The sequence below is a fragment of the Enterococcus sp. AZ149 genome (genome assembly GCF_051714285.1).
Classification (GTDB): domain Bacteria; phylum Bacillota; class Bacilli; order Lactobacillales; family Enterococcaceae; genus Enterococcus_D; species Enterococcus_D entomosocium.
This window is the reverse complement of record NZ_JBIORO010000001.1, coordinates 1,901,652-1,914,092: the sequence shown is the minus strand read 5'-3', so window position 1 is coordinate 1,914,092 and position 12,441 is coordinate 1,901,652. Positions and strand designations below refer to the sequence as shown.

Genomic DNA, 12,441 nt, shown 5'->3' with positions numbered 1-12,441 from the left:
CCTGCTTTCAGCAGGTGCCATTTACCTTTTTTAATCTATATAAAATAAAATAATTAGATTTTTTTTGTTTTTGTGAATAAAATCGTGTATAATTAGTATGTGATAAAAAGGAATAAACTAGAAGGAGTTTGTGATGAATTATAATTACGGAGTTAGAAAGAAATCGGTTGTATCGGTCATTTTATTAACATTTATTACTTGTGGCATTTATACATTCTTTTGGATGTACCAAACAACCAAAGAGCTGGCAGAATACAGCGGGGATAATCGTCTTTCGCCAGAGACGTCGATTTTACTCACGATCCTTACTTGTGGATTGTATCAAATTTATTGGTGGTACCGAATTGCGGATATCTTTATGAGTGCACAACAACGAGCGAATATGCCTCGTCTGAGTGACAACAAAATTCTTTTTGTCGTCTTGAGCCTGTTTGCTTTTGATTTCATCAACATGGCGATTTTACAAGGTGATATGAACCAAATGTGGGAAGCGGCTGATCAAAATGCCATGACCTCATCTAACAATACAAACGATTCGTCTGATTCAGATGATTGGGTAGATTATTGATTTGTCCGTTTAAATGGTTAACGGGGTTTCCTTGTCCAGGTTGTGGCATGACGCGCGCCTACTTGCACTTATTTCAGGGTGATCTTGAAGGTGCGCTGCATTTTCATCCCTTGTTTTGGTTAGTGCCGATCGTATTCGGAATCGTTTTATTCAAAAAAAATCCGAAAATCAGCAAACTTTACTACAGTCACAACCTGTGGGTGACATTGACACTTTTGGTACTAGTGGTTTATGGTGGTCGGCTCTGGCTTCATTTCCCACATGACGCGCCAATGGACTTTGATCCAGAGAGCATTTTCCCACAACTACTACGTCGGATTGGTCAAGTGATTCACTAACAGCCATTCACCCAAGCATTAAAAATATTTAAGAAAATGCTTTGTTTTTTTCTGAAAGCGAAGGGAACATGCGACAGTAGTTGAATCTTTATGAAAATTGTGTTATATTTACAATGTAATGATACTTAGAGTGAGTGAGCGGTTTTTTCGCTCACTCTTTTTAATGGAATGAAGTTCGTTTCGTTGAGAAATAAAGGAGGCGATGTTGTGAGTACGGTAGTGGAAACTGTTACAGATATAGTGACCCCTATTCTGGATGCGCAAAAATTTGAATTAGTTGAAGTAGAATTCGTGAAGGAAGGGAAAAATTGGTTTCTTCGTGTGTTCATTGATAAAGAAGGCGGAATCGATATCGAGGAATGTGCCTTTGTCAGTGAACAACTTAGTGAACAATTAGACCAATGCGAGCCTGATCCTATTCCACAGGCCTATTTCTTGGAAGTTTCTTCCCCTGGCGCCGAGCGTCCATTGAAGAAAGAAGCAGATTATCAACGGGCAGTCGGCGAGTACATTCATGTTTCTTTATATCAACCGATTGATGGAGAAAAACAGTTCGAAGGCTTTTTACAGTCATTCGATGAAAATCAGCTAGTTATGAAGACCCGAATCAAAACCAGAGAAAAAGAACGAACGATCGACCGGAAAAATATTGCCAAAGCTCGTTTAGCCATTCAATTTTAAACACGGAGGAATGAAAGAATCATGAGTAAAGAAATGTTGAATGCATTGGATGCATTAGAAGCAGAGAAAGGCATTTCAAAAGAGATTGTCATCGATGCCTTGGAAGCGGCATTGGTTTCAGCGTACAAACGTCATTACGGGCAAGCACAAAATGTGGAAGTAGAATTTGATCAGAAAAAAGGCAATATCCACGTCTATGCAGTCAAAGAAGTGACAGAAGAAGTCATGGACTCGCAACTAGAGGTTTCATTAAAAGAAGCGATGACAATCAACCCCGCTTATGAAATCGGCGACAAAATCCGCTTTGAAGTAACGCCTAAAGACTTTGGTCGTATTGCGGCGCAAACGGCAAAACAAGTCATTTTGCAACGGGTCCGTGAAGCGGAAAGAAACATTATCTATAACGAATTTAGTGCGTACGAAAAAGACATTTTGCAAGGAATCGTTGAACGCCAAGACAATCGTTATATCTATGTAAACTTAGGCAAAATTGAAGCCGTGCTTTCAAAACAAGACCAAATGCCAAATGAGTTTTATCAACCCCATGATCGGATCAAAGTATTCGTTTCTCGTGTTGAAAATACTTCAAAAGGACCTCAAGTATTCGTTAGCCGCAGCCATCCAGATTTGCTGCGCCGATTATTTGAACAAGAAGTGCCAGAAGTATATGATGGTACTGTAGAGATCGTAAGTATTGCTCGTGAAGCAGGGGATCGTGCCAAAGTTGCTGTTCGTTCCTTTGATGTCAACGTCGATCCAGTCGGCACTTGTGTTGGCCCTAAAGGTCAACGGGTTCAAGCGATCGTCAATGAACTAAAAGGCGAAAACATGGACATCGTGGAATGGAATGAAGATCCAGCGATCTTCATCGCCAATGCGTTGAATCCAGCAGAAGTCAGCGACGTTATTTTTGATGTTGATAATCCGAAGGCTTGTACTGTTGTCGTGCCTGATTACCAACTATCATTAGCGATCGGTAAACGCGGACAAAATGCTCGCCTAGCAGCCAAATTGACTGGCTTCAAAATCGATATCAAATCAGAAACAGACATGGAAGAATTTTATGCGAAGCTGGATGAAGGCGACTATATCGATGAGTATGATGCCAATGCTTCAGAAGCTGCTGAAGAAATCAGTACAGAAGCAACAGAATCTGCAGAAACAGTTGATGAAGCGATCCTTCCATCAGACATGACTGCGGATGATTATGAAAATGTTGAGTTTGACGAAAAATAGTTGAGGTGAGATCGTGATGAAAAAACGAAAAATTCCTTTACGAAAATCAGTGATTTCAGGCGAAATGCTACCTAAGAAAGAAATGCTTCGTATCACTCGTTCAAAAGAAGGCGTTGTTTCCATCGATCCGACAGGAAAAATGCCAGGTCGGGGAGCTTATATAGCGATCGAACCGGCTGAAGCCCAGAAAGCATGGGATAAGCGTATCTTGGATCGAGTGCTGGAAACGAAATTGACAGATGAATTTTACCAAGAACTATTGGACTATGTAACGCACCAAAAAGCGCGAAAAGAGTTATTTGCAAATGAATAAAACCAAAGCATTAAATATGTTAGGACTAGCCATGCGTGCTGGGAAATTAGTAACTGGTGAAGAAATGACTTTAAAAGAGATTCGCAATGAGAAAGCTGCTTTAGTCATTATCGCCAGTGATGCTGGTAAAAATACACAAAAGAAAATTAAGGACAAAAGTTCTTATTACGAAATTCCGCTCCTAGATGCATTTTCTGCTGATGAAATCAGTGCGGCCATTGGGAAACCAAGAATGGTCATTGGCATCTTAGATCAAGGATTTGCAAGGAAGGTGCAGGAATTAATATTAGGTTAGGAAGGTGATTGCATGGGAAAAAAAAGAATTTATGAACTTGCAAAAGAATGGAATAAGTCGAGCAAAGAGGTTGTTGAAAAAGCACAATCTTTAGGCTTTGATGTCAAAAATCATATGGGCGCGATCTCAGATGGAGAGGCGCAAAAACTGCAGCAGTCATTAGGCGGCAATCCAAATGGTAAAACATCTGCAAACTCAAATCCCGCAAATCAGAAACCAGCCAACCAGCCGGAAAAACAAGAACAAAAGAAATTTAAAACGCAAAGAAATAATCCTAACTTCCAAAACCGTCATAACAATCAAAGTCAACAGCGAACTACGCAAAGCAATAACCGTCCTGCTGGTCAAGGACAAGTAGATCGCACGAACAGTCAAGGAAGTAACAGACCAAATAACCAAGGAAGTCATAATCGAGTGAATAACCAAGAGAATCGTAACAATCAAGGGCAACAAAACCGCCCAACAAACCAAGGACAACAAAACCGTCCGAATAATCAAGGGCAACAAAATCGTCCAACAAACCAAGGACAGCAAAACCGTCCAAACAACCAAGGGCAACAAAACCGTCCAAACAACCAAGGGCAACAAAATCGTCCGAACAATCAAGGACAGCAAAACCGTCCAAACAACCAAGGACAACAAAATCGTCCGAACAATCAAGGACAACAGAATCGCCCAACAAACCAAGGACAACAAAACCGTCCGAATAACCAAGGACAGCAAAACCGTCCAACAAACCAAGGGCAACAAAACCGTCCGGCCGCTCAATCTGCAGGAAATACGCAAGGGGCAGACCGTAACAATAACCGTCCGCAAGGATCGAATGATTCTCGTGGAGGAAATCAAAACCGCGGCAAGTCAAACTACGGTGGACGCAACAATAATTTCAACAATAACAATCGCAACAAATTCAATAAAAAAGGCAAAAAAGGCCGTCAGCAGACGGAAAAGAAACCGCCAGTTCCAGCACGTAAATTCCGTGAGCTACCAGAAGTATTGGAATATTCAGAAGGCATGAACGTAGCGGATATCGCGAAAAAAATCTACCGTGAACCAGCAGAGATCATCAAGAAACTCTTTATGATGGGGGTTATGGTCAATCAAAACCAACCTTTAGATAAAGATACGATTGAACTGCTTGCTACCGATTACGGAATCGAACCACAAGAAAAAGTTCAAGTGGATATCGCAGACATCGATAAATTCTTCGAAGCAGAAGAACAAATTGAAGAGAATTTAGTATCACGACCACCTGTTGTGACGATCATGGGTCACGTTGACCATGGGAAAACAACATTGCTTGATACTTTACGTCATTCACGCGTAACAAGTGGTGAAGCTGGGGGAATTACGCAGCATATTGGCGCTTACCAAATCGACATCAATGGCAAACCAATTACTTTCTTAGATACTCCTGGACACGCGGCCTTCACTAGTATGCGTGCACGGGGAGCAAGTATCACCGATATCACGATTCTTGTTGTCGCAGCTGATGATGGAGTGATGCCACAAACAGTGGAAGCGATCAACCATGCGAAAGCAGCAAAAGTGCCAATCATCGTTGCAGTAAACAAAATCGATAAACCAGGTGCTAACCCACAACATGTGATGCAAGAATTAAGTGAACATGAGTTGATCCCAGAAGCTTGGGGTGGCGATACGATCTTCGTTGAAATCTCAGCGAAATTTGGGCAAAACATTGAAGAATTGCTTGAAATGATCCTCTTAGTAGCAGAAGTCGAAGATTTGAAAGCTGATCCTACCCAACGGGCGATCGGTACAGTCATTGAAGCGCGCCTTGATAAAGGAAAAGGTCCTGTAGCAACACTATTGGTTCAACAAGGGACTCTTCATGTAGGTGATCCAATTGTTGTAGGGAATACTTTCGGTCGTGTTCGCGTAATGACGAATGATTTAGGTCGTCGTGATAAAGCAGCTGGACCTGCTACACCAGTCGAAATCACAGGATTGAATGATGTGCCTCAAGCAGGTGATCGTTTTGTTACTTTTGAAGACGAGAAAACAGCTCGAGCAGCGGGTGAAGAACGTGCAAAACGTGCTTTGATGGAGCAACGCGCATCAAGCAGTCGTGTGACATTGGATAACTTGTTTGAAAGTCTAAAAGAAGGCGAACTGAAAGAAGTAAATGTCATCATCAAAGCAGACGTACAAGGTTCAGCTGAAGCATTAGCTGCTTCATTGAAGAAAATCGATGTTGAAGGTGTGCGAGTGAACATCGTCCATTCAGCCGTTGGTGCAATCAATGAAAGTGATGTAACGCTAGCAGCAGCAAGTAATGCCATCATCATCGGATTCAACGTCCGTCCAACACCGCAAGCCAAACAGCAAGCGGAAGCGGAAAAAGTCGATATTCGTTTGCATCGCATCATCTACAAAGCGATCGAAGAAATCGAAACTGCGATGAAAGGGATGCTTGATCCTGAATTCGAAGAAAAAATCACTGGTCAAATGATCGTTCGTGAAACATACAAAGTATCTAAAGTGGGCACGATCGCAGGTTGCTACGTAACGGAAGGCAGTATTCGCCGTGACAGTGGCGTCCGCGTGATCCGTGACGGCATCGTTATCTATGAAGGCAAACTTGCCAGCTTGAAACGCTTCAAAGATGATGTCAAAGAAGTGAAGCTAGGGTTTGAATGTGGCGCGATGATCGAGAAATTCAACGATCTTAAAGTTGATGACGTGATCGAAGGCTATGTCATGGAAGAAGTACCGACAAAATAACGGAATGACAACTATACAAGGAGGCTTTTTGAATGGCTAACTATCGAGATCGCCGAGTGGCACAAGAAATCTTAAAAGAAGTCAATCAAATTCTTCGTAAAAAAGTTCGTGATCCTCGCGTGCAAGATGTGACGATCACAGATGTACGAGTAACTGGAGATTTACAGCAAGCAACGATCTTTTACAGCACCCTAACGGACTTAGCTTCAGATAAGCAAAAAGCCCAAGCAGGACTGGAAAAAGCAACTGGCTTGGTTCGTCGTGAATTAGGTCAAGCGTTAACGCTCTATAAAGTTCCAGAAATCCAATTCGAATTGGATGAATCAGTACAATACGGGAATAAAATTGATGAAATGATTCGCGCATTGCACTCAGAAGAATAAAAAAAAGAGCAGCTTCCAATCGAAGCTGTTCTTTTTTATTTGAAAAGAGCATCAGGTATTCATCAGTAAAGTTACCAGTCCAGCAACACCTGTCCCCAAGAGCCAGCCTCCGATCACATCTGTTAAAAAATGGATCCCTAAGTAGACTCTGCTAAAGCCGATCATAAAGCTTAACAAAACTGCCAGCAGAGTCATCGGAAGGACTGCTGAGGGAACCAATTGTCCAAGATTCAAGGCGATCGTTCCGTACATGGCAGCGGATGTGGCAGCATGGGCACTAGGAAAGCTGTGATCTTTTTCTTCAACTAAACGATGATCGATCGGACGATCTCGTCGGACGATCCGTTTGATCAGGTAAGCAGCTGCTGATACTATGAAGATACTGACTGCTGTTTTTGGTGCAAGATCCGCCCGCGATGATGGAAAGACAAACAATAGTAAAGCGATCGCAACTGTCGGAAAGGCTTTTCCTAAATTGGTAAAAAAGTGCATCATGCGCGTCAAAGAAGGCGTACGGCTTTGGATGATCTGCAAAGCAAACGCTTCTTCCCAACGCTGCATCGTGCCGAGCTGAATCATGATCAAAAAGATGGCAAATCCAATAAATGACCCTATCGTTAAAACAACCATTTTAGGACCTCCTTATATGCTTAGTTTATCATGTAATGAGAAGGAGCGAAAAGGATTTTGTCGTGCAATGAATTTTTTTTATATGTTATAATAAGCAAGTTGAAGTGAAATGGAGGAATACGATGGACGGGATTTTACCATTATGGAAAGAGCGTGGACAAACAAGTCACGACTGCGTGTTTAAATTACGAAAAATATTAAAGACAAAAAAAATCGGACACAGCGGCACACTAGATCCTGACGTGGATGGTGTCTTGCCCATTTGTATCGGAAAAGGAACGAAGATCGTCGAATACTTGGTTGATTCTGGAAAAGTCTATACCGGGGAAATCACCTTGGGCTTCAGTACCACTACAGAAGATCGGTCGGGGGATATCGTTGAACAACAAGCACTAACTCGTCCGTTTACGAAGACAGAAATCGATCAGGCAATGAAACAGTTGACGGGGACGATTACCCAGATCCCGCCGATGTATTCGGCGGTCAAAGTCAATGGCAAACGACTTTACGAATATGCTCGCAACAATGAAACTGTCGAGCGACCACAGCGCAAAGCAGAAATTTATTCCTTCAAACGAATTTCAGAGCCGGTTTTTCATGAGGACAATACGCAAAGCTGGCGTTTTGAAGTTTCTTGTGGAAAAGGGACTTATGTTCGCACGTTAGCGGTCGACACAGGAAAATTGCTGGGTGTACCCGCGCATATGTCTGATTTGACTCGCTTAAAAAGCGGTGGTTTTTCTAAAGAACAATCTTACACGATTGCAGAGGTGCAAAAGGCAGTCGATGAACAACGTGTTTCGGAACTACTGCTACCGGTGGAATATGGGGTATCGGAGTTTGTTCAAGTGACGATCGATGCGGACCTCTGGCAGAAAGTAAAAAATGGCATGCGCTTGCCTTTCAGCGTGTTTGGATTACAAGAGCGCCCAGAGGAATTAGTGGCGATTTTTTATCGAGAACAATTGATCAGTATCTATAAAGCTCATGACAAATACCAAGATATGATGAAACCGGTAAAAGTCATCCGTACAGAAATAGGAGAATGAACATGGAAATCATTGAAATGAGACACCCTTATGATCACGAAACGATTCCTGATGAGGAGATCGTCTTAGTGTTAGGCTTTTTCGATGGCGTACATCTAGGTCATCAGAAAGTCATTGAAACAGGACGAAAGATCGCAGAAGAAAAAGGGTTAAAATTGGCATTAATGACCTTTAATCAACATCCCTCGATCGTTTTTCAAAAAGTCGATCCTGAAAAAATGCAATACCTGACCAGCTTGGCTCAAAAGGAAGCGCATATGGAAAAGCTTGGAGTAGATATTCTTTATATCATTGAGTTTACTTCTGCTTTTGCAAATCTGGCACCACAGGTGTTTGTGGATGAATACATGATCGGTCTGCATGCAAAAGTTGTTGTTGCTGGATTCGACTATACCTACGGCAAGAAAGAGATAGCCAACATGGCGCTGTTACCAACATATGCAGAAAATCGTTTTGAAGTTGTGACTGTCGCGCAAGAATCGTTTGATGAAGAAAAGGTTAGCTCCACACGCATTCGCTCTGCCCTACAAAATGGCGATATGGCACAAGTCAATCGCTTGTTAGGGTATATTTATGAATTTGAAGGAACCGTCGTTCACGGTGATGCTAGAGGACGAGAACTTGGGTTTCCAACCGCGAATATCAAAGTAAAGAGCACCGTTCGGTTGCCAAAAGAAGGCGTCTATGTGACGGAAATCAAAGTCGGTGACAAGTGGTATCCATCGATGGGATCGATTGGTCACAATGATACGTTTGGTCAGGGGCGCCAGTTAACAGTTGAAATCTATATTCTCGATTTTCACCAAGATATCTATGGTGAAACCGTGGCGATCCGCTGGCATCATTTCTTACGTGATCAAGTCGCTTTCAATGGCGCACAAGCGTTGATCGAACAATTAAAGCAAGATGAACGAGACACTGAAACTTATTTTGATGGGCTTTCTGAAGAAAACTAAGCATTCGTAGTGAAAAGAAGCGTTTCTGGCTTCTTTTCACTTTTTCTTTTTCTTTTTATAACGTAGTTTATTTGAATTCTAATGCTTTCCCCATGAGGAAAAAACGTTTTTTCGATATACTAAAAAATAGGCAAAAATGATAATTTATGCAGAACGCTGCAAAGGGAAAGGGAGAGAAAAAGTGACAATTGGAAAAAAAGCGAAAAAGGGGAAAGAAAAGAAAGATTTAACTAGAATGAAAACGCCTCATACGTATGTCATCATCTTTGGGGTCGTATTGTTGGCGTGGTTGCTGACTTTCTTAGTTCCCGCTGGAAAATTCAGTACACAAGAAATCGAGTATACCGATGCAAATGGGGAAATAAGTACCAGAACGGTCTTGATGCAAGATTCGTTTCGTTATGCCTACCCGTTAGATAACGAATACGTCTATCAACAGTTGAATCAATTGGAAGACGATCCACAAGAGTTGGAAGAATTAGATGTCGATCCTGAGGCTTTAGCAGCTGTTCTAGCTGAAGGGCCTAAAGAGTTGTCCCAGAGTCAATTAGATGAGGTGGGACTGACCGATGACACGCTTTACAGTCTTTACGGCGAAAAAATTTATGATACTTCTGAAAAACTGCACAAAACAGCCAAGGTTTGGGGAACTGATGACTTTAACGGTTTCGGCTTCTTAAATTTTGTTTTTGAAGGATTGGTTTCTGGTGATAAATACGGCTCAGCAGTTGGGATCGCAGCACTGATCCTAGTGGTCGGTGGTGCGTTTGGTATTATCATGCAAACCGGAGCGATTGATGCGGGGATCTTTGCATTTATCAGCAAAACTCGTGGATTAGAACGCTTGGCATTGCCGCTGTTGTTCTTTGCTTTTTCATTTGGGGGCGCTACCTTTGGGATGGCAGAAGAAGTCATTCCGTTTTCGATGGTCATGGTGCCTTTCGTGATCGCATTGGGGTATGATTCGATCGTGGCGGTCACCGTCACCTATGTCGCCTCCCAGATTGGAAATGCCACCTCGTGGATGAGTCCGTTTAGTGTGGCAGTAGCTCAAGGGATCGCAGGTATTCCCGTTCTTTCAGGCGCAACGTTCCGAATCATCATGTGGGTCGTGGTTACCGCACTATCCGCAGGGTACCTCATGATCTATGCCGAAAGAATTCGCAAGAATCCTGAGAAATCGCTAACGTATCAATCGGATGCGTATTTTAGAAATCATCTTGAAAAAACCTCCAGTGAGCAAAAACCATTTTTATTAGGTCATAAATTGATCTTGGTTGAAATGCTGGCGGTTTTGATCTGGATCGTATGGGGTGTGACGCAGAAAGGCTACTATATTCCCGAGATTGCTTCTCAATTCTTTGTTATGGGCTTAGGGGCAGGAATCATAGCGGTTCTTTTCAAATTAGAAAATATGGGCTTGAATGATGTGGCGAGTGCCTTTCAATCTGGTGCCTCAGAATTGGCAGGAACTGCAATCGTTGTAGGGATGGCCAAAGGGATTCTTCTGGTTCTCGGCGGTTCTGATGCCAATGTGCCGTCAGCGTTGAATACGATTTTGCACAGCATCGGCGGATTGTTAAGCAATGTTCCAGCTTTTATTGGTGCCTGGTTCATGTACATTTTCCAAAGCTTCTTCAATTTGATCGTGACTTCAAATTCAGGTCAAGCTGCATTAACCATGCCGATCATGGCGCCATTAGCCGATCTTTTAGGTGTCTCTAGACAGATCGCTGTCTTGGCTTATCAATTAGGCTCGGGCTTTATGGATGCCTTCACTCCAGTATCGGCAAGTCTGATCGGTGTCTTAGGTGTCGCAAGAATCGAATGGGTGAAATGGGCGAAATTCCAGATCAAAATGCAAGGTTTCTTATTTGTATTAGGAACGATTTTTATCTTTATTGCGGTCGCAATCGGCTTGCAATAAGAAGTAATCAGCCACAAGGAGGAAGCACTTATGAAGGTGATACGACAAGCAGAGGTTTACGCTCCTGACTATTTAGGAAAAAAAGATATTTTATTAAATGAAGACAAGATCATTGCTATTCAAGATTCGATTGAAGGAGGATTCTCAGGTGTTCCTCTTGAAGAAATCGATGGCACAGGGTTACTCGCTGTGCCCGGCTTTATTGACTGCCACTTTCATATCTTAGGAGGTGGCGGGGAAGGCGGCTTTCAAAACCGGACACCAGAAGTGAAATTGAGTCAATTGACCTCTGCAGGAGTAACGACAGTGGTTGGCTGTTTAGGTACTGACGGAGTAGGCAGAGATATGACTGCCTTGATCAGTAAGGCGCGTGGACTAGAGGCGGAAGGCATCACGACTTATCTTTATGACGGTTCGTATCGATTGCCTTTGGCGCCCGTCACGGATTCCATCATCCAAGATTTTTTGACTATCGATAAAATTATTGGTATCGGTGAAATTGCCGTTTCTGACCATCGTTCTTCACAACCAAGTTTCGAAGAATTTACCCGCGCGGTTGCGGATGCTCGTGTTGGTGGGATGCTTTCTGGAAAAGCAGGTATCGTAAACGTCCACTTAGGTGGAGGAAAGAAAAAATATGAGCTGCTTTTACGAACCATCGAAGAGACAGAGATTCCAATCAGCCAATTTTTACCGACACATGCCAATCGGACCAGCGAGCTTTTCGAAGCAAGTATTGCTTTTGCAAAAATGGGTGGAACGATTGATTTTACGGCGAGTGAAGATCCTGATTTCTGGGAAAAAGAAGACGATGAGGTTCGCTTCAGTAAAGGATTGAAACGTTTGTTAGCAGAAGGGATCGGCCTGGATCAATTTACCATGACCTCTGATGGGCAAGGCAGCCTCCCGTACTTTGATGAAAACAATCAATTCATAGGTCTGGGTGTCGGCAGTTCGCGAGCGCTGATGGTAGGCATTAAAGAAGCAGTCCAAAAAGAGCAGATTCCATTGGAGATCGCCATTCGAGCAATCACTTCCAATCCAGCGAAAGTATTGAAGCTTGATCAAAAGGGACGTCTTGCAGCAGGGATGGATGCTGATATTTGCTTGCTGAACAAAGACTCATTAGCAGTAGAAACGGTTCTAGCAAAAGGCAGAACAATGGTAGAAGAACAAGAAGTAAAAGTGTGGGGTACCTTTGAACAACTAACATAAGAAGAATTCAGTTTTAACAGACTAAGAAACGGTTGTTTTTCTAAACAGAGTTGTAGAAGAAAATAAGCAGCCCGATCCATGACCAGCATTTACTGGACTTGATCG

General features: G+C 42.6%; 13 protein-coding genes. 12 read left to right on the top strand and 1 reads right to left on the bottom strand.

From position 1 onward, the window contains the following. Positions 1–133 precede the first annotated feature (133 nt). The 8 genes from IGI94_RS08950 (at position 134) to rbfA (ending at position 6,559) form a co-directional block, all read left to right on the top strand. A complete protein-coding gene (locus IGI94_RS08950; protein ID WP_008378150.1) occupies positions 134–568 on the top strand; it encodes a DUF4234 domain-containing protein in 435 nt (144 codons plus the stop codon). Next, positions 553–906 carry a DUF2752 domain-containing protein gene (locus IGI94_RS08945; protein WP_034695542.1) on the top strand — a complete coding sequence of 118 codons (354 nt, stop codon included), beginning with the start codon at positions 553–555 and terminating at the stop codon, positions 904–906. The genes IGI94_RS08950 and IGI94_RS08945 overlap by 16 nt, the downstream gene beginning before the upstream one ends. Positions 907–1,113: 207 nt before the next feature. Next, on the top strand, positions 1,114–1,587 hold the full coding sequence (gene rimP, locus IGI94_RS08940; protein WP_008378146.1) for a ribosome maturation factor RimP: 474 nt from the start codon (positions 1,114–1,116) through the stop codon (positions 1,585–1,587). Between the two features lie 21 nt (positions 1,588–1,608). After that, on the top strand, positions 1,609–2,823 hold the full coding sequence (gene nusA, locus IGI94_RS08935) for a transcription termination factor NusA (protein WP_438899642.1): 1,215 nt from the start codon (positions 1,609–1,611) through the stop codon (positions 2,821–2,823). A 16-nt stretch (positions 2,824–2,839) separates the two neighbouring features. After that, positions 2,840–3,136, top strand: a complete 297-nt coding sequence (gene rnpM / locus IGI94_RS08930; RefSeq protein ID WP_005225922.1) for an RNase P modulator RnpM — start codon at positions 2,840–2,842, stop codon at positions 3,134–3,136. Beyond that, entirely contained in the window at positions 3,129–3,431 is a 303-nt protein-coding gene (locus IGI94_RS08925; RefSeq protein WP_005235626.1) for a YlxQ-related RNA-binding protein, read from the top strand. The genes rnpM and IGI94_RS08925 overlap by 8 nt, the downstream gene beginning before the upstream one ends. 12 nt (positions 3,432–3,443) lie before the next feature. Beyond that, positions 3,444–6,176: a translation initiation factor IF-2 gene (gene infB / locus IGI94_RS08920; RefSeq protein ID WP_438899641.1), complete on the top strand. Its 2,733-nt coding sequence runs from the start codon at positions 3,444–3,446 to the stop codon at positions 6,174–6,176. Positions 6,177–6,208: 32 nt separating this feature from the next. Beyond that, a complete protein-coding gene (gene rbfA, locus IGI94_RS08915) occupies positions 6,209–6,559 on the top strand; it encodes a 30S ribosome-binding factor RbfA (RefSeq protein WP_005225925.1) in 351 nt (116 codons plus the stop codon). A gap of 51 nt (positions 6,560–6,610) precedes the next feature. On the opposite strand, the gene IGI94_RS08910 is transcribed toward rbfA, so the two are convergent. Next, complete coding sequence (locus tag IGI94_RS08910; RefSeq protein WP_005235629.1) at positions 6,611–7,189, bottom strand: phosphatase PAP2 family protein; 579 nt, start codon at positions 7,187–7,189, stop codon at positions 6,611–6,613. A 122-nt stretch (positions 7,190–7,311) separates the two neighbouring features. Between IGI94_RS08910 and truB the strand changes: the two genes are divergently transcribed. The 4 genes from truB to iadA all read left to right on the top strand — a co-directional run bounded on the left by truB (position 7,312) and on the right by iadA (position 12,336). After that, on the top strand, positions 7,312–8,238 hold the full coding sequence (truB, locus tag IGI94_RS08905; RefSeq protein ID WP_016610162.1) for a tRNA pseudouridine(55) synthase TruB: 927 nt from the start codon (positions 7,312–7,314) through the stop codon (positions 8,236–8,238). 2 nt (positions 8,239–8,240) lie between these two features. Then, on the top strand, positions 8,241–9,194 hold the full coding sequence (ribF, locus tag IGI94_RS08900; RefSeq protein ID WP_008378129.1) for a riboflavin biosynthesis protein RibF: 954 nt from the start codon (positions 8,241–8,243) through the stop codon (positions 9,192–9,194). Between the two features lie 235 nt (positions 9,195–9,429). After that, positions 9,430–11,121, top strand: coding sequence for a putative basic amino acid antiporter YfcC (gene yfcC, locus IGI94_RS08895; RefSeq protein WP_176273503.1), 1,692 nt, complete (start codon positions 9,430–9,432; stop codon positions 11,119–11,121). 30 nt (positions 11,122–11,151) lie between these two features. Continuing rightward, positions 11,152–12,336: a beta-aspartyl-peptidase gene (gene iadA, locus IGI94_RS08890; protein ID WP_016620344.1), complete on the top strand. Its 1,185-nt coding sequence runs from the start codon at positions 11,152–11,154 to the stop codon at positions 12,334–12,336. The last annotated feature ends 105 nt before the right edge of the window (positions 12,337–12,441 follow it).